The sequence below is a fragment of the Kribbella sp. VKM Ac-2568 genome (genome assembly GCF_004345365.1).
Classification (GTDB): domain Bacteria; phylum Actinomycetota; class Actinomycetes; order Propionibacteriales; family Kribbellaceae; genus Kribbella; species Kribbella orskensis.
This window is the reverse complement of sequence record NZ_SLVF01000006.1, coordinates 424,320-446,441: the sequence shown is the minus strand read 5'-3', so window position 1 is coordinate 446,441 and position 22,122 is coordinate 424,320. Positions and strand designations below refer to the sequence as shown.

The following is a 22,122-nucleotide window of genomic DNA, read 5'->3' as shown; positions in this document are numbered from 1 at the left end:
CGATGAGGTTCAGAGCGTCGCGGCGATCTCGCGGAGGTGGCGGTGGATGCCGCTGTAAACCTCCGAGGCGGGGACCAGGCGCTTGGGGACCTTGGTGACCACGCTGTAGTTGACGTCCACGACGTTCGCCAGTGGGACCTCGCTGATCTGGCTGAGCAGCTGGTACGCGTCGAGCTTGTCGAGGCCGTGCAGCTGACCGAGCCAGCCGACCATGTCGACCTGGCCGGCCCGCCAGGCGTCCTCCAGCGGCCGGCTCGACCCGACCACGGCCAGGTAGTCGTCGTTCTCGATCCGCGGCCAGGCGGGACCCGGGGTCTTCAGCAGCTCGACGATGAGGACGACGTTCATGGAGCCCTCGACCGCGGTACCGCAGGACTCGCCCTCGCCCTGGCGGTAGTGCCCGTCGCCGACCGAGAAGAGCGCGCCCTCGACGTTGACCCGGAGGAAGCAGGTCGCGCCCGCCCTCATCTCGGGGGTGTCCATGTTGCCGCCGAAGGTGTCCGGCACCAGCGATGACCGGACCTCCCCGGCCGCCGGGGCGACCCCGACCGTGCCGAGCATCGTCTCGATCGGCAGCGCGAGCTCCAGGTCGCTCCCCTGGGCGCGGAACCCGACGGTCTGCTTGTCGGTGTCCACCTCGTAGATCCAGGTCCGCTCCGGCAACGGGTCCTGCAGGGTCGCAGTACGGTCGGTGCTGGTCAGGCCGCCGAAGAACGGGATCGTGGCGGACGCGCCCCAGCCGCGGGCCGGGGTGAGCTCGACGAGGTGCAGCACCAGGGTGTCTCCCGGCTCGGCGCCCTCGACATAGAACGGGCCGGTCTGCGGGTTGACGAAGGGCATGTTCAGCGAGGCGCTGGCGAGGTCCTCGGTACTGCGGAGCCGGCCGCAGAAGGCGTCCTCGGTCCACAGCCGCATCACCGAGCCGGGTTTCACCCGGCGGATCGGGGCGGCGCCGCCGAAGGTCCAGGTGAGCTGCTCTGTCTCAGGCGTGAATTCGACGATGTCCACGCGGGAAACCTACGCCGTCGCGACCCCGCCGGGCGAGTGATCAGTGAGTTCTCAGCCGATTCTCAAACAGACGGCATAACCTCGACACGCGGCACTTCATGGTTTGGTTCGGACGACTCAGGCGGAGCGGGAGCGCGAGATGCGGGTACTGGTGGTGGACGACGACCGGGCGGTCCGGGATTCGCTGCGCCGTTCGCTGGAGTTCAACGACTTCGAGGTCGTGACGGCCTCCGACGGCGCCGAGGCACTCGCGGTGATCGGCAACGTCGACCCCGACGTGGTCGTGATGGACGTGATGATGCCGCGCCTGGACGGTCTGGAGACCACCAAAGCCTTGCGGGCCGCGGGCAACAACGTGCCGATCCTGGTGCTCACCGCCCGCGACGCCGTGGCGGACCGGGTCGACGGCTTGGACGCGGGCGGCGATGACTACCTGACGAAGCCGTTCGCGCTGGAGGAGTTGCTGGCCCGGCTGCGCGCGCTGCTCCGCCGCAGTACGACGCCTGGCGAGGGCGGACAGCGCGGCGAGGTCCTGCAGTACGCCGACCTGGTGGTGGACGTGGACGCGCACGAGGTGCACCGCGGCCAGACCCCGATCCCGCTGACCCGGACCGAGTTCTCCCTGCTCGAACTGCTGATCCGCAACCCGCGCCGGGTGCTCGAGCGCGCGGTGATCCTGGACGCGGTCTGGGGCTACGACTTCCCGACCACGGCGAACTCCCTCGAGGTCTACATCGGCTACCTGCGCCGCAAGACCGAGGTCGACGGCCTGCCCCGGCTGATCCACACCGTCCGCGGCATCGGCTACGTCCTGCGAGACACGCCACCGTGAGCAATCAGCCCCCCTCGGACGACTTCCCGCGGTACAGCACCAAGTCAGACGAAGAAACCCTCGAGATCGGCCCGGACACCCGCAACCGGTACGCCGGCGAGCCACGCGCGGAGGCTCCCTTCCCAGGTCCGGGCTATGCCCAACCCGACGGAGCGGGAAGTCCGCAGGCACCCGTCGGGCTGCCGGACGCTGCGGGTTGGCGAAGGCCCGACGGGACCGAAGGCAGTGCCGAGGCGGATCAGCCTGGACCTGAGCCCGGCGAGAACGGGAACGGGACGAGCCGGGTCGCCGCGACGGCGGCGCGGACGCAGGACTGGTGGCAGGAGAAGCTGCACAAGCTGAGCCTGCACGCCCGCGTCACGCTGCTCGCGGCGGTGGCCGTCGGCCTGGCCGTCGCCTTCGTCAGCATCTCGGCCTATGTGACGGTACGGCAGCAGATGTACCGCAACCTCGACGCCAGCCTCGTCGACCGCGCCAGCCAGGCCGCGAGCAGCGGCGTCCTCACCAGGCTCTCCAACCTGGAGGAGATCCCGCCGGAAGCCCTCGGCCTGAGCGACATCCTGCTCGGGGTCTACCTGGCCAACGGCCAGCAGATCGGGGCCGCCGACAGCACACTGCCGCCGATGGGGCCGACCGAGCTCCAGGTCGCGCGGGACCAGAGTGACGAGGCAAGCATCCGGACCGTCGGCGTGCGGAACGGCCCGCACTACCGCGTGGTCGCCGTACGGGCGCAGTTCTGCCCGTTGGGCCAGGAGCGGAGGAACTGCGCACCCGAGGAGCTCCAGCCCGCCGCGCTGGTGGTCGCGCAGTCCTTGAAGCCGATCGACCGGACCTTGCACAACCTGGGCATCGTGTTGTGGGCCGTGGGCCTGCTCGGTGTCATCGGTGCCGCGCTGGCCGGTAATGCGATCGCGCAGAACGGGCTCCGGCCCCTGGCGAGGCTGACGAGCGCGGCGGAGCGGATCGCGCGGACCGAGGAGCTGAAGCCGATTCCGGTGACGGGGTCGGACGAGATCTCCCGGCTGGCAGTGGCATTCAACGCGATGCTGGCTGCCCTGGCCCGGTCGCAGGATCGGCAGCGAAGACTTGTCGGCGACGCCGGGCACGAGTTGCGGACGCCGCTGACGAGTATCCGGACCAACCTGGACCTGCTCGCCCAGGCGGACAAGCGCGGCGGCCTGCGGCCGGAGGACCGGGAGCAACTGCTCGACGACGTCCGCGCCCAGATGGACGAGCTGACCACTTTGATCGGCGACCTGACCGAGCTCGCCCGCGACACCCCGCAGGTGCGCAACGCGGAGCTGATCGAGCTGTCGAACGTGGTCGAGGACGCCGTGATCAAGGTACGGCGACGCGCGTCAGGGGTGGAGTGGGACGTGCAGCTGACGCCGTTCCCGGTCTGGGGTGACGAGCGGTTGCTCGGCCGGGCGGTGACGAACTTGCTCGACAACGCCGCGAAGTACAGCGTGCCGGACAACCCGGAGCCCGATCGCGAGGAAGGCGAACCGGTCGGGCGGGTCACCGTCAGGCTGGTGGACGGCGTGCTGACCGTCACCGACAGCGGGCCGGGGATCTCCGACGCGGACCTGCCGCACGTGTTCGAGCGGTTCTACCGGTCGAGCGAGGCGCGGAGCCGGCCGGGTTCCGGGCTGGGCCTGGCGATCGTGAAGCACGCGGCCGAGCAGCACGGCGGCATGATCTACGCCCGCAACGCCCCGACCGGTGGAGCCCAGTTCACCCTCTGGCTCCCCCACGCCGCCACCCAGTCGCGCTGACGTCGTAGGACCCCGCAGCTGGGGCGGTGTGCGGCGGGCGGGCCCCCGGTACGACGTACCGGGGGTCAGCTCCGGTCTTCCGGGCCGCGGAGCTCGGCGTTGATCCGGAGCGCCTCGGCCAGCTGGTCTTCCAGGATGATGATCCGGCAGGCCGCGTCCAGGGCGGTGCCGTTGTCCACGAGCTCGCGGGCGCGCGCGGCCAGGCGCAACTGGTACCGCGAGTAGCGGCGGTGGCCGCCGTCGGAGCGCTGCGGGGTGATCAGCTTCGCCTCGTCCAGGCTGCGCAGGAAACCGGCCGTGGTGCCGAGCATCTCGGCGGCCCGGCCCATCGTGTAGGCGGGATAGTCCTCGTCGTCGAAGTTCGCGGTCGGCGTCTCGGTGTCTGTCACCTTCTGCTCCACTTGCTGGTCTGGGGTCACCGAACCTCCATGTCGATCGAACCTCCAGGTCGAGGGCCCCGGTGCCGAAGCACCAGGGCCCTGGGTTTGGATTTTCACCATCGGCCGGCCCGGGGGGCCGGTCTCTACTTCCGCGATCCGCCCTTGCCGGCGGATCCAGCGGGGATCGCTGAATGCGTAACCGAGGACCACCTTCCAATCACGAAGGGACTGCGGTACCCGCCCGGCGAAGCACAGCCAAGGCAGGCGATCCTGATGATGTCATCCACTCCTTTTCTCGAGGCGTTCTGACTTCTTGCGTTGCAACACGAAAAACGTTAGTCCTGCTGACCACGAATGTCTACCCCCGCGAGCACAGATTTTCGAGATCTCCCAGCCCACCTTCCTCCTCCGCACGACCGCGGCGCCCGTCCGGTACGCCGTACCGGGCGCTGCCGCGCCTGAGTCGTGTGGACGGGCTCACAGGTCCTTCAGGGGATCTTCATGGAGTTCTTCGGCAGCTCTGACGGGATCTTCAGGGGGTTCTCAGGTCCGGCAGCCAAGCTAGTCGTCATGACCGAGAACCAGCCGCAGCAGCCGCAGAACCAGCCCGGGAACGACACCCCGGCGCAGGGTTCGACGTACGGGAACCAGCCCCAGCAGGGGGCGACGCCGTCGTTCGGTTCGAGTTCGCCCGATCGCACGCAGCAGCTGCCGATGTCCGGCTACGGACAGCACCCGCAGCAGCAGTACGCGCCGCAGGGTGGACAGCAGCGGCCGGGTCAGTACCCCTCGGGTGGAGGTGCTTACCAACAGGGCGGGCAGTTCGGGACGGCCGGGGCGCATCAGGGGACGCCGCCGGGTCCGAACTGGCCGTTCGGCCCGCAGCCGCCTCAGGCGGCGCAGCCTGAGCACCCGAAGCCCAAGCGGCGCGGCCTTGCTCTGGTGGCAGCCACCGCGCTGCTGGTCGGTGCTGCCGGCGGTGTGGGCAGTGCGGCTGTGTACTCGGCGACCAACGACTCGTCGAGCAGCCCGTCGGTGACGGCGCCGCTCAACGGCAGCCAGGCTGCGCCGGTGTCCGCACCGGACGGCTCGGTGCAGAACGCGGCCGCGAAGGTGCTGCCGAGCGTGGTGAAGATCGGCGTGATGACCTCGCAGGGCGCGGCGACCGGCTCCGGCATCGTGATCAGCAAGGACGGCCTGATCGTCACCAACAACCACGTGGTCGCCTCGGGCGCCAACGGCGGCAAGATCTCGGTGATGCTGAACGACGGCCGCACCGTGCCGGCCACCATCGTCGGCACCGACCCGCTGACCGACCTCGCGGTGATCAAGGCGTCCGCCAACGACCTGAAGCCGGCCGTGCTCGGCAAGAGCGGCGACCTCGGCGTCGGCCAGGGCGTCGTCGCGATCGGTTCGCCGTTCGGCCTGGAGGCGACCGTGACGAGCGGCATCGTCTCGGCGCTGAACCGGCCGGTCACCTCGGGCGACCAGGAGCAGGACAGCACCACCGTCTTCCCAGCAATCCAGACAGACGCCGCCATCAACCCGGGGAACTCCGGCGGCGCACTGATCGACCTCGCCGGCCAGGTGGTCGGGATCAACAGCGCGATCAAGACCGCCGGAGGATCGGGACAATCCGAAGGCGGCAACATCGGCCTGGGCTTCGCAATCCCGATCGACCAGGCCAAGCCGATCATCGACGAGCTGGTGGCCAAGGGCAAGGCCACTCATGCGAGGCTCGGCGTCACGGTCGGCGACGCGCAGTCAACCGACGGGCTCCAGCAAGGAGCGACCCTCGGCGAGGTGACGTCCGGCGGTGCGGCGGACAAGGCCGGCCTGAAGAGCGGTGACGTGGTCACCGCGATCGACGGCAAGGCGATCGCGTCCGGGGACGCGTTGGTCGCCGCGGTCCGTTCGCACCGCCCGGACGATGACGTCACCATCACCTTCACCCGGGACGGCAAGTCCCAGACCGCCAAGGCCAAGCTCGGCTCCGACAACGGCAACCCGACCGGCTGACCCCACGATCTCCCCGGCCCGACCCAGTGGGCCGGGGAGCACCTCCCTGGTAGGGACTGCGACCGCCCACCGAGCGGCCGCAGTCCCGTTTTTGTTTGAGCCTTGCCTGAGCGTGAATCGGCGGGGCGGCAGACCTACCGCACGTCAGACAGCATGATCAGACCGAGGGCGCCGGCTGGGCTGGGCTGCGGGGCGCGTTCGAGGTGTGACTCGCGTCCACCTTCGGTGCGCCCGACATTCGCAGCAGTTTCAGACTCGAGGCCACGATCACGACGTAGGACAGCACCAGGCCCAGGACCAGCAGCACGAAGGCGACCGGAACCTGGAAGCCGATGCCGACCACGATCGCGCTGACCAGCGCCACACCGCTGGCCGCTGAGATCCCGGCCAGCGTCTTGGCGAACAGATCGCTCCTCGAAAGGGCGACCGCATAGACGATCCCGAAGAGGCCGAGCGCGGCCCAGGACACTGCGAACACCCCGCCGGTCACGTCGCCGAGAGCGTCGTACACCGCGACATAGCCCGGCTTGAGCGCAGAGTTGGCCTCGGCCCACGACCGGGCAATTTCCGGGAGGGACCCGACGACCATCGTCGCTGTCGCGCCCGCTGCGGCTGAGACGACGAACAGTGTTCGAGCGACCCCGGCCCATGCGCTGCCGCGCCCCGCCGAGAACACCCTGGTGATCACGCTGACGCCGACCAGCAGCAGCAGGAAGGCGGTCATGTCGAGGACCCGGGAGAAGGTCAGGAAGTGGCTCTGCGAGGCTCGCAGTATCGCTTCGCTCGGGTCGTCGGGGTACGACGGGTCGACGGCAGACTGGACGACCGCCGCGACGACGCCGAGGATTGCACTGGCGGCACCCACTCGGAGGAGACCACGGTCGGGCATTTGATGATGCGTGTTCATGGAACGACCTTTCTTGGCTGAAGGAACGTCCCGAGCCTGCCGAGAAGCGTTTGGGTGGCCTTAAGGCGCGGCAGACGGGCTTGCGAGACTGGCCTGGTCGGCGGAGGATCCGGTCATGATGGGTCGCGCCGGGCCATTGGCCTGGTCGCTGTCCGCGGTGGCGATGATGCTCTTCGCCGTCGGCGTTGGGCTGAGCGCAGCAGGCGCGGCGTCCGACGGCCCGCACCTGGGCACGACCGGGGTGCTGTTCTTCGCCGTTGTCCTGACCTACGCCCTTGTCGGAGCGGTCGTCGCCTCCAGCAGACCGTCCAATCCGATCGGCTGGCTGTTGCTGACCGAGGGGCTGCTCTTCCAGCTCGTCTGCTTCTCCATCGGCTACACGCACTACGCCGTGTATGCGGAGCAGGGTCGGCTGCGTGGCGGCGCCATGGTGGCCTGGGCGGGAAACGCGACCTGGATACCGATCCTCGTGGTTGCATCCCTCGTCTTGATGATCTTCCCCACCGGTCGCCTCCGCTCCGCGCGCTGGCGTCCCGTGGTCGTGGTGGGCTTCGTCCTCGCCACGGCAAGCTTCGCCGCGCAGGCCTTTCGGCCGGGTTCGATGGGCGGATCCCTGTCGTCGCTGGACAACCCCCTGGGAGTCCCGGGAACCACAGACTTCCTGTCGGTGCTGGGAGCCGTGTCAACGAGGGCCGCGGGGCCGTTCCTCGTGGGAGCGGCACTGCTTTCGTTCGGACTGCGGTTCCGGGAGGCCGACGGCGAGCAGCGCCAGCAGCTGCGCTGGCTCGCGTACGCAGCGTTCCTTCTGATCGGCGGCTTCCTGCTCGGAGACGTCCTTCAGACTCTCGGAGTTGCCAGCTCCATCTACGCCCTGGGCTACCTGGTGCCCTTGGCGGCGCTTCCGCTCGCCATCGGGATCGCGATTCTGCGCTACCGGCTCTACCAGATCGAGGTCGTCATCGACCGCACGGTGATCGTTGCCGGCGTCGCCGGGTTCGCCGGCCTCGTGTATGTCGCGCTGGTCGTTGGGGTGGGAGCCCTCGTGGGCGATCGGACTGGGTCGAACGTGGTCCTGGTGGCCGTCGCGACCGCCGTGATCGCGCTGGCCGCCCAACCGGTGCTTCGGTGGGCACAGCGGCTTGGGCGCAGGATCGCGTACGGCGCCCCATCGGCACACGAAGTGGAACTCGGTCTCGCGCTGCGGTGCCTGGGCGTTTTCAGGGTCTTCCGGGACGGCCACCCGGTGTCGTCGACAGCCTGGCAGTCGAAGAAGGCGCGGACGTTGCTCAAGATCCTCGTCGCTCGTCGGGGACGCTCCACACCACGGGAGCTACTCATGGAGCAGCTGTGGCCCGACGAGGATCCGGCAAAGCTCTCCAACCGGTTGTCGGTCGCCCTCGCCACAGTGCGCGCCGTCCTGGATCCCGACAAGCGGTACGCCGCGGACCACTACATCACCGCCGACAGGGACGCGATGCGGTTGGATCTGCAGCAGGTCGCCGTCGACGTCGAGGACTTCCTCGCCTGCGCGGGATCCGGTCTGACTCTTGTCCGGCAGGGTCGATCGGCTGAAGGCGCTCCGGCGCTGACCAAGGCGGCAGCCATGTACGCCGGCGACTTCCTCGAAGAAGACACCTACGAGAACTGGGCGAGCGACCTGCGGGATCAGACGCGCGCCACGTACATCACAGTCGTACGCACGCTCGCCGAGATCTCCGTCGAGGCAAGACAAGGCGACGCCGCGATCGGCCACTATCTGCACCTCCTGGCCAAGGACCCGTGGGACGAGGACGCGCATCTGAGCATCGTGCGCTCGCTCGAGGCGGCCGGCCGACACGGCGAGGCGCGGCGCCACTACCGCGGGTATGCCGCACGGATGACCGAGCTCGGCCTCCCTGCGGCTCCCTTCCCGACCCGAGGACCTGCCTGATTCGGGCTGCGCTCAGCGCGAGCGAAGGACCGAGCGGCCACAGTCCCGTCCTTCTTGGGCGTTTGACGGTTTTGTCAGAGGCAGGTGGCGCGGGCGTAGTCGAACTTGGCGTTGTAGGCGATGGCCGAGCCGGTCTTGTTGAGGACCGCGATGCCTGCCTTGGTGGTGTTCGGCAAGTTCATGTCAACCGTTCCCAGTTCTCGCCACTGGGAGTCCTCGACCGGGCGCCAGCGGGCGCTCACCGAGGTGGACGTCTTGGTCAATTGCAGGACCACGTGAGTCTTGTCCGTGGTGACCACTCGCGGGTCTGTGCTCATGGGTGAGTGGATCCTGGTGTGCGGGCCGCCGTTCAGGCGGTACTCGAAGATGATCGCGCCGACGTCGCCGTAGCTGCGCTCCAACCGCACATAGGTATCGGCGCTGTTCCACAGAAGTACTCCGGCACTCTGGAACAGCTGCTGGGGATTGGCGGTCAGGTCACTCTCGAACTTGAAGTCGCCGGTCAGCGGGTGCAGTAACTTCGGCGCGGTCTGGAGCTCCTCGTTGATATCCGAGCCGTCGGGCGCCGACATGTCGAGAGAGCCGTCGGCAACCTTCAGGGCACCATCGCCGATTCGTACCTCTTCCCAGCCGCCGTCGATCGCGTTGCCGTCGAAACCATCGCTGAACCTGCACCCGGCCGACCACGGCCGCAGTACGACGAGTGCGATGCTCGCGATCAGCAGAACCGCAAGACCGGCCGCAACCCAACGCCCACGGCCGCGACCCAACCGAGCGAGCCCCCAGCGGCCATGCCCGCCAGATCCCGCGGTCGCCTCCGTGGCCGTCGTGGTGATCCCGCCTGCCCCACCGGAACCAGACGGCAGCTCTTCGAGATCAACAAGCGGCTCCGGCCGCACCGGACTCGACACGCCAGTCTCCGGCGGTTCGGTGGTGTCGGCCGTGGCGAGGACTGCGTTGGCCGCGCTTGCGACGTTGCGGCTGTCGTCGTCGGCTAGGTGTTCGAGGGCGACTCTGGCGGCGAGCGCCTGGCCGGCATGGCCGCCGTTCAAGAGGCGGGCGAGTTCCTGGACGGCGCCGGCGCGAACGCCGGCGAGTGGGTGGTCGATGACTTGCTGGAGCTCGGGTGGCAGCGCCGCCGGCGCGGTCACCGGGCGGCTGCGTCGCGCCAGGTAGAGCTCACCCTGCATCTCCACGTCACGGCTCGGCGTCTGGTGGGGATTCTGTTCGCGGACACGATCGAAGACGTAGTCGTAGAGCTCGTTGAGCGAGACCCAGCCGTCCTGATCGCGGTCCGCGTCCCCGGTGGTCAGACCCTCCACCAGAGCCGACGTGAACACCGATGGGCGCGGGCTGTGGTCATCGGCGAGCTGATCGCCCTCGAAGGCGTACTCCATCGCGCTGGACGCCGTGATCACCGCCCGGCCGCGCCCACCGCCCAGCCTCTCGCCAGTGAAACTGTCCAGCACGTTGACGTCCCCGGCTGCCCGTACGGCGACGCCCCGGGCGAAGGCCCCGCCGTAGCAACAATCGAGCAGCAGCACGATGCTGCGGGCCCGGCTCGCCCGCATGCAGCGCTGGACGAAGTCCGCCGAGACCGAGGTGGAGCCGAGCCGGTTGGGACGAGTGTTGCGGGCGGCAAAGAACAACTCCCCGGACTCACTCTTCAGCCCATGACAGGAGAAGTGCAGCAGGAGCACGTCGCCGGACCGGGCGTCCGAGAACAGGTCCTCGATCCGTCCCTCGATGACGTGCGCGTACTCGTTGCGCACCACCTGCACCTCGAACGCGCCGATCTCCGCGTCCCCGAGTACCCCGGCCAGCGCCACAGCGTCCGCCGCCGGTGCCCGCAGCTGTTTGAGCCCGTCGTGCTCGTACTCGTCGTTCGCGACGATCAGCGCCTTCCGCGCCCCGTCCATTACCCGCCGCCAACCACCGTCGACCCGCTCGTCACCGGCCACACACCTCCGCCCCCGGTGGAACCTCTCCCGCCAATATGCACCCGCCCACCGGAACCCGACAATCAGCAGGCCCGCGCCCCGGTAATTGCCATGCGGCGGTGGAGCTGGGCGCGATAGCGTCCGCCGGTATGACGATCTCGCGTGAGCGCCCGCCCTTCGTGGCCGACGAACGGACCCAGCTGGTCGGGTGGCTGGACATGCAGCGCGCGCTCGTGCGCTACAAGTGCGAAGGGCTCGCCGAGGCGGACGAGCACCGCTCGGTGCTGTCGACCTCGCCGCTGATGACGATGGCCGGGCTCGTCTCCCACATGCGCTGGACCGAGCACTGCTGGTTCAACGTCCTCTTCCTCGGCGAGTCGTTCGAGGGGAACCCGCAGTTCCAGGAAGAGCCCGAAGACGCCGACATGATGGTCGACGACGTCCCGCTGGCCAAGCTCCTGGACGAGTTCGAACAGCAGTGCGCCCAGTCCAACGAGATCATCGCCGCCCACTCACTCGACGAGACCGGCAAACACCCCGACTTCGGCTCAGCCCAGGCAACCCTCCGCTGGATCCTCCTCCACATGCTCGAAGAAACCGCCCGCCACATCGGCCACCTAGACACCATCCGAGAACTCCTCGACGGCGAAAAGGGCTACTACTAACCGACCTGTGATTCGGCGGGTGGCACGAAACTCAGCCGCCGTACGCGGGAAGGACTGCTCGGGCGAGGGCGAGGGTTTCGGCTGGGCGCATTGCTGAGGTGGATGCTGCGCCTACGTTCACGAAGGTGTTCTTGCCCACGCGGTACGCGGTGAAGCCGTCGGGCTGTTGCCAACCCTCGGCTCCGACCTTCACCGGGCGGACCCCGGTCCATGCATCAGCTCCCGCGTCCTTCGCATAGATGAAGTTCAGGCCCTGGTCGGAGGCGGCTCCCCCGGCGCGGGTGAAGGCGGTCCTGGTGGTCGAGCCCCACAGGCAGTGGGCGAATCCGTCGACCAGGGCATCTCGACGGGCCGTGGCCTTGGCACCAAGCATTTTCTCGGCGGCCGCGGTGCCCGGCGCACATTCCGGGACCTGAACCACCGCAGGAGCTTCGGGGATCCCGCCCGGCAAGCTGATGATGGTCCTTGCGACTGCCTGGATGGCGTCCAGTTCCCCGCTGGTGTCCTGCGCGACTCTCACCAGCCGCTCGCCGCTACGGAACACCAACCACGGGCCGACTGCCGCTGGATTCATCGCCCAGGAACCCGGTCCGACGCCACCGTCGACCTGCTTCGCCACGTAGACGCCGCGCAACCCGGCTGCTTCGGCCAGGCGGATCTCAGCCGTCTCCTTGGCCGTCGTCGGAAGCACCGAGACCGAGATCCGGAATCGGTTGTTCGGGTTCGTGGAGTCTGTGAGCCAGCAACTGTCCGACAGCGGCTCCAACGTCGCCGGTGCGTCCTCGGTCTTCCAGGTGCCTGCGAGGGTCGGCCGGAGCCGTTCGCACAGGCTGCCCATCGGTTGCTCGGCGGCGCGCTCCTCGACCGCAGGCTGATCAGCGGAGTCACATGCAGACAGCGCCAGCGCGCACGCCAGCCCCACCCCGACTCGACGCATCCGTCGCACCCCCAGGAACACAAGGCAGCCGCTGCATGCCGTCGGCAGAGTATGCGATCCCCGCCGGGTCAGCTAGTCAGACAAGCGCCTCGGCAGTGGGACAAGGTATTACTAGAGGGTGGATATCCGCCGGGCCGACGACCGTTTCCGGACCCAGAACGAGTGGCTCGACTCGCGGCATTCGTTTTCGTTCGGGCCGTACTACGATCCGGCGAACGTCGGGTTCGGGTTGCTGATGGTGCACAACGACGAGGTGGTTGCTCCGGGCACCGGGTTTGACACGCATCCGCACCAGGATCTCGAGATCGTCACCTGGGTACTGCGGGGCGCGCTCGCGCACCAGGATTCCGAGGGGCACAGCGGCATCGTGTATCCGGGGCTCGCCCAGCGGATGAGTGCGGGTAGCGGCATCCAGCACTCCGAGCGGAACGACGCGGGCGAACCTGTCCGGTATGTGCAGATGTGGGTCCGGCCGGACGAGGTCGACCTGGACCCGACGTACCAGCAGGCCGAGGTCGACGACAGCCTCGCGACGGGTGAGCTCGTCCCGATCGCCTCCGGCCTGCCGAAACACGCGACCACCGCCGCCATCCGGATCAACCAGCGGAAGGCCGGCCTGTATGCCGCGCGGCTGTCCCCCGGTCGGGCGATCCAGTTGCCGCGAGCGCCGTACGTGCATCTCTTCGTTGCCCTAGGCACCATCACGCTGGAGGGCGCCGGAGACCTCGGTACCGCGGACGCGGCGCGGGTGGTCGCCTCCGACGCTCAACTCGTGACGGCCGGGCCGGAGGGAGCCGAAGTACTCGTGTGGGAGATGCTCGCCTAGTCGGTTTGCTCGGACATCGTCCAGACGTGGCGCAGGGACTGCCCGGCGAGGCCGTCGGGGTTCTGGGCGAAGCTTTCCACGTACTGGCTCATGTGTTGTTGCCAGCGCTGGTCGACCGGGTCGTTGGCGAGTTGGGCAACAGCCGCCTCGTAGTCGTCGCACTCGACCAGGTGGAAGAGGTCGCGGCCGCTGCGCCAGATGCTCCAGTCGTGGATGCCGGCCTGGTTCATCACGGTGATCAGCTCGGGCCAGACGCGGGCGTGCTCGACCTCGTAGGCGTCCTCGGTGCCGGGGATCAGCCGGCTGTGCAGTGCTAGGCGGGTCACAATCGTGCAGACTACGCCAGCAGTGACCGAACTGTTACGCGATCCGCGGGGGATCTCCTCGACGTGGCCGGTGTGCCCTGGCAGGTTTGGCGGGGCTGTTCTGGACAACGTATTCCGGCAGGAGGACCCGATGGTCGATCGGAGCGTGCCGTGGCCGACGGGTACCCCGAACTGGGTGGACCTGGCCGCCGACGACGCCGTCGTGGCTACGCGTTTCTATGCCGGCTTGTTCGGGTGGAGCTGCGAGCACCAGGGCGCGCGTGACTACTGGGTCTGCAAGCTCGACGGCGAGGACATCGGCGGCATCGGCCCGAAGCAGCCGGGGACAGCACACCTCGCGAGCCGCTGGACGACGTACCTCGCCACGGATCACCTGGAACGCACACTCGAAGCCATCGCAGCTGAACACGGCGAGGAGTTGACGGAACCGCGGGAGATCGGCGAACACGGCCGGATGGCGATCGCCGCCGACCCGAACGGCGCGATCTTCGGCCTCTGGCAGGCCGCCGAACACATCGGCAGCGCGCGCCGCGCCGATCCCGGCATGCTGGTCTGGAGCGAAGCGCTGAGCGACGACTACGAGACCGCCAAGGCGTTCTACACCGCCGTGTTCGGCTATCGCGCGGAGCAGATCGACACGCAGTACGCCGCTCTGTACGCCGGCGACCGCCCCGTCGCCGGGACCGGGGCGTTCCACCCGTACTTCGCCCCCGGCACGCCGCCGCACTGGCTGCCGTACTTCGCGACCTCGAGCACCGACGGCACCGTCGAGCAGGTGGAACGCGGCGGCGGCAAGCTCGTCGGCGATCCGCTGGACACCGACTTCGGCCGGATGGCGGTGCTCGCCGACCCCGAGGGCGCCCGCTTCGCGGTCATCCAGCTCGGCTGAACCAGCCGATTCCCGTTGTAGATCAGGGGGATTCGCCTCGGCAATCACCACCGGATCCTGCGATCCGGGCCAACTTCACGACCGCGTCGCGCGTCGTAGAAGTGTCCGGGCCGGCCGCGACCTGAGTATTTTTCCCCTCGTGGCAGGCTAGCCACACGCCGAAGACTGTTCCAGGTGTGTACCCGTCGCCGTGCGAGAGTTGAGAACGTGAAGCGAACTGCTGCCATCGTCTGTCTGAGTGCTGTCCTCGTCACCGCTGGTTGTTCCGACAGCAAGCCGGACAGCGGAGGGAAGGCCGATCCGAACAACGAGAAGCAAGCTTCCGCGGAAGCCGTCAAGAGCTTCGCCGCCGCCTGGGTGAAGGCCTGGGCGCCGAACGGCAAGCCGGACGAGGCGGCGGCACTGACCGACGCGCCGACCACCTTCGGACCGCGGCTCGACGGCGTGGACACCGCGCTCGTCGCCCAGTCCGCCACCGTGACACCGCAGGGCGAGCCGAACTGCACCGACGGCAACACCTGCACGCAGGAACTCGCCGTCGAGGCCGTACTGCGCGGCATCGGCACGATGAAGTGGACCAGTACCGCGACCGCGGTGAAGACGGGTGACGCCTGGAAGATCAAGGCCTCCGGCGACACCATCTACCCGGGGCTGGGCGAGGCGAACTACCTGAAGCGGGTTCGCGCCCTGCCCGCGCGGGCGTCCATCCTCGACCGGAACGGCCGCGCGCTGACCGCGAACCGCCCGGTCGTGATCGTCGGAGTCGCCTCGGGCAACGTGGCCACCCCCGCGACGTACGCGGCCTTCACCAAGAATCTGGACGTCGACGGCGCCAAGCTGAAGGCGCGCGCCGTCGCCGCGCCGGCCGGGCAGTTCGTCGACGCGATCACCATCCGCGCCGAGGACTGGGAGAAGCTGCGGCCGGCGATGGGCAAGCTGCCCGGCGTGCTGACGATGGGCGGCACCCAGTCGCTGCCGGAGACCTCGACGTTCGCGCGTTCGGTGATCGGCACGATGAAGACCGCCACCGAGGAGACCCTGAAGAACGCGGGGCCGACCGCCTCGAGCGCGGACCAGGTCGGCACCACCGGCTTGCAGTACGCGTACCAGCAGCAACTCGCGGGCACCCCGGGCGGCACAGTCACCCTTCGCGACGGCAAGACCAAGATGACGATCAAGACGGTCTTCTCGCAGCAGGGCAAGGCCGGAGTCCCGGTGAAGACCAGCCTCGACGCGAACCTGCAGCGCGCCGCCGAGGCCGCTCTGGCGACGAGCAAGCTGCCGGCGTCGCTGGTCGCGGTACAGGCCTCGACCGGGCAGGTGCTGGCCGCCGCCAACGGGCCGGACGCGACGAACTACAACCGCGCCTTCCAGGGGCACTACGCGCCGGGCTCGACCTTCAAGATCGTCACCTCGGCCGCGCTGATGGGCAGCGGGGAGACCGCGAACACCGCGCTGCCGTGCACGAACACCATCAACGTGTTCGGCAAGACCTTCAAGAACTACGACGGCCTCGCGGCGTACGGCAACGGCTCCATGCAGAAGGCGTTCAACGAGTCCTGCAACACCGCCTTCATCTCCCAGCATGGCCGGCTGCCCGCCGACGGGATGACGAAGGCCGCCGCGATGTTCGGCTTCGGGAGGGACCTGAAGCTGTCGATCCCGGCGTACGGCGGCGAGGTGCCCGCGCCCAAGGACGACGTCGCCGAGGCGGCCTCGATGATCGGCCAGGGCACCGTGACGGCGAGCCCGCTGCAGATGGCGATGGTGGCCGGCGCGGTCCAGCACGGTACTGCGCTGAACCCCGTCCTCGTCCCCGGCAAGGACCCGGCCGGCGCGGCCGCCTCACCGTTGCCCGCAGCAACCACCGCGGCGCTGCGCACGATGATGCGGACGACGGTCACCGGCGGCACCGCGCACGTGCTGGCCGCGAACGGCGCGGTCGCGGCGAAGACCGGTACCGCGGAGCTGGTCTCCAAGGGCAAGGTCATCACCAACGGCTGGATGGTCGGCTACCGCGGTGACGTGGCCTTCGCCGTCATCGTCGAAGGCGGCGCCTCCGGAGCGAAGGCCGCCGGGCCGATCCTCAAGACCTTCCTCACCAAGTTCAAGTAGACCGAGGACGAACGAAGCCCCGTCCGGCGCAGCGCGCGCCGGGCGGGGCTTGTCGTTGGAGCTACCGACGGCGTCAGCCGAGGTAGTCGCGCCAGGGGCCGGTGATGGCGAGGGTGATGCCCGGGGTCTGGATGTTGACGAAGAGCACCTTCCCGTCATCGGAGAAGGTCGGGCCGGTGAACTCGGAGTCGTTGAGCATGTTGCGGGCGATCGCGTACGTCGGGCCGCCGGGGGTCGAGCTGAGCACGTGGCTGCTGGCGTTGCCGTCCTCGGCCAGGACCAGCGAGCCCCACGGGGTGACGGTCACGTTGTCCGGGCCGTCGAAGTTGTAGTCGTTGTACTTCGCCTCGGTGCCCTTGTTGGCGGCGGCACTCTCGGGGAAGTAGGTGACCAGCTGGATGGTCTTGGCCTCGTAGTTGTAGAACCACACCATGCCGTCGTGCGGCACCGCGTCGGCCGGCAGGTCCGCCGAACCTCCCTCGGCGAAGGAGTTGACGACGTAGACACCCTCGTCGGTGCCGTAGACGCCCTCGAACTTCTTGCCCCGGGTGACCTGGCCGTCGGTGAACTGCTTGCGGACGGAGACCGAGACCGCGTCGCGGTCGGACACCGGCACCCACGCGACCCGGAACGGACGCAGCAGTTGGGCCGACGTCAGGTAGGCGACGTCCGGGATCGGTTTGCCGTCGTCTCCCAGGATGGCCATCGCCTCGAGGGTGCCGAAGTCGACGTCCGCGAGGTCCTTCCAGCTCTCCGAGCTGAGCTTGTAGCCGCGCGGTGCGGACCACCGGTAGAACAGGCCGTTGGGGCCCGAGGCGTCCTCGGACAGGTAGATGTGGGTCCGCGACTTGTCGATCGCGAGGGCCTCGTGGGCGTAGCGGCCGAGCGCCTTCAGCGGGACCGGGTGCGCCGTCTCGCCGTCGGCCCAGACCTCGAAGACGTACCCGTGGTCCTTGAGCCGGGTGGAGCCGTTGGCCTTGGACTCGGTCTCCTCACAGGTCATCCAGGTTCCCCACGGCGTCGGGCCACCGGCGCAGTTGGTGAGCGTGCCGGAGATGCCGACCCACTCGCCACGGTTCCGGCCGTCCTTGTCGACCGAGATGACCGTGCAACCGCCGGCCGAACCGACGCCCGCGTCGTACACGGTGCCGGCGATCTGCGGCACGCCCAGCGGGTCGTTGGCGCCGATCTCGTGGTTCTGGATCAGCAGGTAGTTCCGGCCGTCGTCGAAGGCGGCGGTGCCGTCGTGCAGGGCCGGGGTCGGCTGACCGGACTTGAGCTTGGTCTCGCCGGCGTGGGTGACGACCGTGTACTTGAAGCCCGGCGGCAGCGCCAGCAGGCCCTTCGGGTCGTCCATCAGCGGCGGGAACGGGCGGTGCGACGGGAACGGCTGGTGCTGCGGCCGGGGCGTCGCCTCGGCGAGCGACGGGACAGCGCCGACAGCGGCGAAGCCGACGCCCGCGGCACCGGCGCCGGCGGCACCGCGGAGGACAGAACGGCGAGCGAGAGACATGCGGATGCTCCTTGGGGCATTCGTGGGCGGACGTCCAGGGGACGCAGGCCCGAGGTTCGGTACACGCGAGTTCGCGCGGAGCTCGTGGTCTCCGGCGGGTTTCCTCGAGCGGACGCCGCGGTGGCCGTCGGAGCGAGTTGATCCTCTCCCCGGCCGACGGCCCTGCGGCAAACACAACCTGAACAACCGATGGCAGCCGGGGTGTCGACACGGACCTGGTTGCCGAGTGTGTCGAGTCGGTGACTCAGAAGCTCAGGATCTCCTCGACGGCTGCCTTCAGGTCGGAGGCGTCCAGCGTCACCAGCGCTTCGTCGGAGGGGATGCCCGGGGAGTTGAACAGGCGGAGGTCCCGGTGTTTGGCGGCGGCCTCGAGCACGGTGCGGATGAAGCGGGCATTGCCCAGTTCGTCGATGCGGCCGCTGGAGCAGACCTGGTCGAGGACGGCGGTCAGGCTGGCCATGGCCGACTCGGTCAGGTGGTCCCCGCGGTTCTGGACCAGGCGATAGGCGATCTCGCGGAGCTGGTCGGCGGTGTAGCGGGGGAAGTCGATGCGGCTGGAGAAGCGGCTGCGGAGGCCGGGGTTGGCCTCCAGGAACTCGGCCATCGGTTCGGAGTAGCCGGCCACGATCACCACCAGGCGGTCGCGGTCGTCCTCCATCCGCTTCAGCAGCGTGTCGATCGCCTCGGTGCCGAAGTCGTTGCCGGTGCGCTTCTTGCGCAGCGCGTACGCCTCGTCGATGAACAGCACGCCGTCCAGCGCGGAGTCGACCACCTCGTTCGTCTTCACCGCGGTCTGGCCGATCCACTCGGCGACCAGGCCGGACCGGTCGGTCTCGATCACCGTGTCCGCGGCGAGCAGGCCCAGCGCGCAGTACAGGCGGGCGACGACGCGGGCGACGGTGGTCTTGCCGGTGCCGGGCGGTCCGGCGAAGATCAGGTGGCCGCCGAGCTTGGCGGTGGGCAGGCCGCGCTCGGCCCGCATCAGGCCGGCCCGCACCTGGGCCGCGACCGCGGAGACCTGTCGCTTGACGTCCTCCATCCCGACGTTGCGGTCGAGCTCGTTGAGGATGCCCTGCACCGCGCCCCAGTCGGGCCGGCGGTGCAGCGACGGCTGGGTCGGCGCGCCCCGCCTGATGACGGGCGCGACAGGGCCGGTACTGCGGGGTGCCGGGCGGGTGTCCAACCGCAGGTCGGAGTCCGCCAGGGCCTCCGCGACCTGCCGGTGCGCGTTGTTCCGCTCGTAGACCCACTCGAACTGGCGAAGCGCGTTCTCCTCGCGGTTCGTGCCGCGGTAGACGAAGCCCAGGTAGTACTCCGCGTCCACCTGGACGAGGTTGTTCAGCTGCTGGCCGGCGGCCTGCCGGAGCAGGGTCTCCGCCTCGCTCCACTGCTCGACCGTGGCGAGCAGCATCCCGAGCCGCAGTACCGCCTCGGCGCCGAGGTGCCCGTCCTGCGGAACCTGCCGAAGCTCGTGGATCGCCACGTCGTACTGCTTGCGCAGCATCGCCACGTTGGAGAGCAGGAAGTGCCGCCGGGTGCCCTCGATCACCTTGTCGGCGGCTTCCGCGGCCTTGTCGATGTCACCCGCCGCGAGCAGGCGGAGGACCTCCGCGTGCCAGACGTGGTCGGTGGTCTCCAGCGAGTGGGTGAACCACCAGCCGGCCTGGAAGGTCGAGCTCAGCCGGCGCTTGTCCTGGTCCCGCTCCTCGCCGAACCGGCCCAGTCCGGCGACCAGCTTGTCGAGCGCGGTGTCGTGGTCGCCACCGGCCGCGTGGAAGCCGAGCCACGCGTCCGTCATCCCGGGATCCAGCTCGAGGGCCCGGGTGAAGGTGTCCAGCGCGGCGGGCTTGTCCGGCGTACCGGCCTCCTCGCCGGTCTTCGCGAAGCCCAACTGCTTGGCGCCCTTGACCCACAGACCGCGGGCCCGTCGCCGGGCCAGCAAACCCGCGGACTGCTCAGCCATCGTTCTCCCCAGGATTCGGAAACGGCTCGTGCATCCTCTCATCAGCCGATGTCGGCGGCGGGGTCTACGGTCGCGTCATGACTGGCACCGAGCAGACCCGGGCCGTGGTCCGGCTGTACTTCGAGACGATGAGCGAGCGCGAGTGGGACGACTTCGGCGCGCTGGTGACCGAGGACGTGATCTACGAGATGCCGCAGACCGGCGAGCGGATCACCGGCCGGGAGAGGTACCTCGCGTTCAACCGGGAGTATCCGGACGACTGGCGGCTCACCGTGACCCGGCTGATCGCGGACGGCGCGACCGCCGCCGCGTCGATGAACTTCACCGTGGGTGACGAGGAGCTGGTGGGTCTCGTGTACTTCGAGCTGCGCGGCGAGCAGATCGCCCGGATCACCGACTTCTGGCCGGAACCGTACGTTCCCCCGGCCGGCCGCGAGCATCTGGTCGAGCGCGGCGTGACCGGGCTGGATCGCCTGAGCCTTCCCTGAGAGTTCGCTGAACTCCCGGGGTTCGGGCGATTTCGTCACCTAGAGTGTCTCAATGGAGACCCTGATCTGCCCCAAGTGCCGAGGCTCGATGCGCACGTACGAGCGCAGCGGTGTCACTGTCGACCAGTGCACCGAGTGCCGCGGCATCTTCCTGGACCGTGGCGAGCTGGAGAAGCTCGTCGACGCCGAGATCGCGTACAACGGGCCGCAGCCGGGCCAACCGGTTCAGCCGGTCCAGCCCGCCCGCCAGCCGGAGTACGACCGTCCCCGGTACGAGGAGAAGCGGTACGACGACCGCCGGTACGAGGACAAGCGCCGCTACGACGACCGCGACAAGTACCAGCAGTACCCGCACCGCAAGAAGAAGAAGTCGTTCTTCGACGAGCTGTTCGACTGAGACTGAGGCCGACGTCAGGCACGGACAGCGATCACCGTGCCCTGCGCGATGGCGCAGAGCGTGGTGTCGCCGTGCTCGTCCTGCACAAACAACTCGCAGGTGCACGTCGCCTGCCTGCTGCTGGCGTGCGCCACCCGGGCCTCGGCCCGCAGTACCGCGCCCGCGGCGGGCCGGAGGTAGGTGATCGTGAATCCACCGGTCAGCACCGCCGGCCCGAGCGCGGTGCCGCCCGCGAAGGTGATCGCGTTGTCGGCGGCGTAGGCCAGGACTCCCCCGTGCAGATAGCCGTTCTGCTGCCGGAGATCGTCGCGGACGTCCAGTTCGAGGACCGCTCGGCCGTCACCGAAGGCGACCAGCCTGGTCCCCAACAGCACGCTGAACGGCTGCGACGCGAGCACCTTCTCGGCCAGCTCCAGAGTCAGCTCCATGCCGTCATGCTAACCGGCGAGTAACCCAGGGCTGAGGGGATCAGCGGCGGCGGCCGTGGAGGGCGGGTTCGCGCTCTTCCTCGGTGGTGCCGCCCCAGACGCCGTACATCTCGCCGACCACGACCGCGTGCTCGCGGCACTGCCGTCTCACCGGGCAGGTGCCGCAGAGTGACTTGGCCAGCACCTCGCGGGCGTGCTTGCGCATGCCCCGCTCGGACTCGGCGGAGAAGAACAGTTCCGGATTCACGTCCCGGCAGGCGGCATTGTCCTGCCACTCCCAGTTCTCGAGCAGCGGGGACGGGAGTCCCTCCGGCGCTTTGGTGACCGCCCCGGCGGGCGGCTTGCGCCTCATCGGCGGGTCCGTTGAAGGTGAGCCATCACAGACACCTCGGAGTGGTCGGGTTCCGCACGGCTGTCTGCATAACCGCGGCATCTGTCAAAGTACCCGCCGATAAACCTGCTACCGGGAGACCAGGATCCACATCGATGTTCCGGTCTGCGTGAGCACCTTGATGGTGACGCCGGCATGCGGCACCTTCACGCCGTACGACGGAACCTCGGCCGACCAGAAGTTGTTCCGGTCATCGAACACCCGTACTCCGTCCGCGCCGGCCACCACGGCGAAACTCAGCAGCCCGATGGCCGTCGTTCGTGCGGGATTGACGCGCCCCTTCCTCTCCCTGGCAAACGCTGGCTCCTCCTGGAATCGCCGGGCGACTCCCGGACGTGGCGGCGGTCCCGCGTCAGACAGTGGCCAGCGGCAACTATCTCGCGCTGAGACCAC

21 protein-coding genes are annotated in these 22,122 nt (G+C 69.0%); 10 read left to right on the top strand and 11 right to left on the bottom strand.

Translation table 11 applies throughout. From position 1 onward, the window contains the following. Positions 1-9: 9 nt before the first annotated feature. On the bottom strand, positions 10-1,008 hold the full coding sequence (locus EV648_RS20150; protein ID WP_132293724.1) for an acetamidase/formamidase family protein: 999 nt from the start codon (positions 1,006-1,008) through the stop codon (positions 10-12). Between the two features lie 139 nt (positions 1,009-1,147). Between EV648_RS20150 and EV648_RS20145 the strand changes: the two genes are divergently transcribed. Continuing rightward, entirely contained in the window at positions 1,148-1,840 is a 693-nt protein-coding gene (locus EV648_RS20145) for a response regulator transcription factor (protein ID WP_132191664.1), read from the top strand. Continuing rightward, positions 1,837-3,615 (top strand): cell wall metabolism sensor histidine kinase WalK, encoded by a 1,779-nt coding sequence (locus tag EV648_RS20140; RefSeq protein WP_241995392.1) that lies wholly within the window; start codon positions 1,837-1,839, stop codon positions 3,613-3,615. Before EV648_RS20145 ends, EV648_RS20140 begins: the two co-directional genes overlap by 4 nt. A 65-nt stretch (positions 3,616-3,680) precedes the next feature. Here EV648_RS20140 and EV648_RS43310 read toward each other — a convergent pair whose 3' ends face one another. Further along, on the bottom strand, positions 3,681-4,004 hold the full coding sequence (locus tag EV648_RS43310) for a MerR family transcriptional regulator (protein WP_241995391.1): 324 nt from the start codon (positions 4,002-4,004) through the stop codon (positions 3,681-3,683). 561 nt (positions 4,005-4,565) lie between these two features. Here EV648_RS43310 and EV648_RS20130 point away from each other — a divergent pair. Further along, entirely contained in the window at positions 4,566-6,014 is a 1,449-nt protein-coding gene (locus EV648_RS20130) for a S1C family serine protease (RefSeq protein ID WP_132293720.1), read from the top strand. A 157-nt stretch (positions 6,015-6,171) separates the two neighbouring features. Here EV648_RS20130 and EV648_RS20125 read toward each other — a convergent pair whose 3' ends face one another. After that, on the bottom strand, positions 6,172-6,921 hold the full coding sequence (locus EV648_RS20125; protein ID WP_132293718.1) for a hypothetical protein: 750 nt from the start codon (positions 6,919-6,921) through the stop codon (positions 6,172-6,174). A 115-nt stretch (positions 6,922-7,036) separates the two neighbouring features. Between EV648_RS20125 and EV648_RS20120 the strand changes: the two genes are divergently transcribed. Then, complete coding sequence (locus tag EV648_RS20120) at positions 7,037-8,851, top strand: BTAD domain-containing putative transcriptional regulator (protein WP_132293716.1); 1,815 nt, start codon at positions 7,037-7,039, stop codon at positions 8,849-8,851. Positions 8,852-8,925: 74 nt separating this feature from the next. Here the strand turns inward: EV648_RS20120 and EV648_RS20115 are convergent, their stop codons facing one another. Next, positions 8,926-10,812, bottom strand: coding sequence for a caspase family protein (locus EV648_RS20115; RefSeq protein ID WP_199234709.1), 1,887 nt, complete (start codon positions 10,810-10,812; stop codon positions 8,926-8,928). Between the two features lie 128 nt (positions 10,813-10,940). Between EV648_RS20115 and EV648_RS20110 the strand changes: the two genes are divergently transcribed. After that, on the top strand, positions 10,941-11,456 hold the full coding sequence (locus EV648_RS20110; RefSeq protein ID WP_132293714.1) for a DinB family protein: 516 nt from the start codon (positions 10,941-10,943) through the stop codon (positions 11,454-11,456). Positions 11,457-11,487: 31 nt separating this feature from the next. Here EV648_RS20110 and EV648_RS20105 read toward each other — a convergent pair whose 3' ends face one another. Continuing rightward, positions 11,488-12,393, bottom strand: coding sequence for a hypothetical protein (locus EV648_RS20105; RefSeq protein ID WP_132293712.1), 906 nt, complete (start codon positions 12,391-12,393; stop codon positions 11,488-11,490). 118 nt (positions 12,394-12,511) lie between these two features. Between EV648_RS20105 and EV648_RS20100 the strand changes: the two genes are divergently transcribed. Then, positions 12,512-13,219 (top strand): pirin family protein, encoded by a 708-nt coding sequence (locus EV648_RS20100; protein WP_132293711.1) that lies wholly within the window; start codon positions 12,512-12,514, stop codon positions 13,217-13,219. Here the strand turns inward: EV648_RS20100 and EV648_RS20095 are convergent. After that, positions 13,216-13,545 (bottom strand): L-rhamnose mutarotase, encoded by a 330-nt coding sequence (locus tag EV648_RS20095; RefSeq protein ID WP_132293710.1) that lies wholly within the window; start codon positions 13,543-13,545, stop codon positions 13,216-13,218. The two genes, EV648_RS20100 and EV648_RS20095, sit on opposite strands and share 4 nt — an antisense overlap. A gap of 130 nt (positions 13,546-13,675) precedes the next feature. Here EV648_RS20095 and EV648_RS20090 point away from each other — a divergent pair, with 130 nt between their 5' ends. Next, positions 13,676-14,434, top strand: coding sequence for a VOC family protein (locus EV648_RS20090; protein ID WP_132293709.1), 759 nt, complete (start codon positions 13,676-13,678; stop codon positions 14,432-14,434). Between the two features lie 207 nt (positions 14,435-14,641). Next, a complete protein-coding gene (locus EV648_RS20085; RefSeq protein WP_132293706.1) occupies positions 14,642-16,549 on the top strand; it encodes a penicillin-binding transpeptidase domain-containing protein in 1,908 nt (635 codons plus the stop codon). A 73-nt stretch (positions 16,550-16,622) separates the two neighbouring features. Here EV648_RS20085 and EV648_RS20080 read toward each other — a convergent pair whose 3' ends face one another. Then, a complete protein-coding gene (locus EV648_RS20080) occupies positions 16,623-18,062 on the bottom strand; it encodes an alkaline phosphatase PhoX (RefSeq protein WP_132293703.1) in 1,440 nt (479 codons plus the stop codon). A gap of 244 nt (positions 18,063-18,306) precedes the next feature. Next, positions 18,307-20,025, bottom strand: a complete 1,719-nt coding sequence (locus EV648_RS20075) for an AAA family ATPase (protein WP_132293700.1) — start codon at positions 20,023-20,025, stop codon at positions 18,307-18,309. Between the two features lie 77 nt (positions 20,026-20,102). Between EV648_RS20075 and EV648_RS20070 the strand changes: the two genes are divergently transcribed. Together EV648_RS20070 and EV648_RS20065 are read left to right on the top strand one after the other, a co-directional pair. Then, on the top strand, positions 20,103-20,513 hold the full coding sequence (locus EV648_RS20070) for a nuclear transport factor 2 family protein (RefSeq protein ID WP_132293697.1): 411 nt from the start codon (positions 20,103-20,105) through the stop codon (positions 20,511-20,513). Positions 20,514-20,565: 52 nt separating this feature from the next. Next, entirely contained in the window at positions 20,566-20,910 is a 345-nt protein-coding gene (locus tag EV648_RS20065) for a zf-TFIIB domain-containing protein (RefSeq protein ID WP_132293694.1), read from the top strand. 14 nt (positions 20,911-20,924) lie between these two features. On the opposite strand, the gene EV648_RS20060 is transcribed toward EV648_RS20065, so the two are convergent. The 3 genes from EV648_RS20060 to EV648_RS44170 form a co-directional block, all read right to left on the bottom strand. Further along, on the bottom strand, positions 20,925-21,338 hold the full coding sequence (locus EV648_RS20060) for a PaaI family thioesterase (protein WP_132293691.1): 414 nt from the start codon (positions 21,336-21,338) through the stop codon (positions 20,925-20,927). 40 nt (positions 21,339-21,378) lie between these two features. Then, positions 21,379-21,690: a WhiB family transcriptional regulator gene (locus tag EV648_RS20055; RefSeq protein ID WP_132293688.1), complete on the bottom strand. Its 312-nt coding sequence runs from the start codon at positions 21,688-21,690 to the stop codon at positions 21,379-21,381. 108 nt (positions 21,691-21,798) lie between these two features. Then, a complete protein-coding gene (locus EV648_RS44170; RefSeq protein WP_241995390.1) occupies positions 21,799-21,930 on the bottom strand; it encodes an immune inhibitor A in 132 nt (43 codons plus the stop codon). Between the last annotated feature and the right edge of the window lie 192 nt (positions 21,931-22,122).

Bases quoted from the DNA above. Each gene is read 5' to 3' on its own strand.
- EV648_RS20090 (WP_132293709.1), top strand. From the start codon at position 13,676: ATGGTCGATCGGAGCGTGCCGTGGCCGACGGGTACCCCGAACTGGGTG.
- EV648_RS20070 (WP_132293697.1), top strand. From the start codon at position 20,103: ATGACTGGCACCGAGCAGACCCGGGCCGTGGTCCGGCTGTACTTCGAG.
- EV648_RS20065 (WP_132293694.1), top strand. From the start codon at position 20,566: ATGGAGACCCTGATCTGCCCCAAGTGCCGAGGCTCGATGCGCACGTAC.
- EV648_RS20105 (WP_132293712.1), bottom strand. From the start codon at position 12,393: ATGCGTCGAGTCGGGGTGGGGCTGGCGTGCGCGCTGGCGCTGTCTGCA.
- EV648_RS20060 (WP_132293691.1), bottom strand. From the start codon at position 21,338: ATGGAGCTGACTCTGGAGCTGGCCGAGAAGGTGCTCGCGTCGCAGCCG.
- EV648_RS20145 (WP_132191664.1), top strand. From the start codon at position 1,148: ATGCGGGTACTGGTGGTGGACGACGACCGGGCGGTCCGGGATTCGCTG.
- EV648_RS20120 (WP_132293716.1), top strand. From the start codon at position 7,037: ATGATGGGTCGCGCCGGGCCATTGGCCTGGTCGCTGTCCGCGGTGGCG.
- EV648_RS20075 (WP_132293700.1), bottom strand. From the start codon at position 20,025: ATGGCTGAGCAGTCCGCGGGTTTGCTGGCCCGGCGACGGGCCCGCGGT.
- EV648_RS20055 (WP_132293688.1), bottom strand. From the start codon at position 21,690: ATGAGGCGCAAGCCGCCCGCCGGGGCGGTCACCAAAGCGCCGGAGGGA.
- EV648_RS20125 (WP_132293718.1), bottom strand. From the start codon at position 6,921: ATGAACACGCATCATCAAATGCCCGACCGTGGTCTCCTCCGAGTGGGT.
- EV648_RS20130 (WP_132293720.1), top strand. From the start codon at position 4,566: ATGACCGAGAACCAGCCGCAGCAGCCGCAGAACCAGCCCGGGAACGAC.
- EV648_RS20080 (WP_132293703.1), bottom strand. From the start codon at position 18,062: ATGTCTCTCGCTCGCCGTTCTGTCCTCCGCGGTGCCGCCGGCGCCGGT.
- EV648_RS20110 (WP_132293714.1), top strand. From the start codon at position 10,941: ATGACGATCTCGCGTGAGCGCCCGCCCTTCGTGGCCGACGAACGGACC.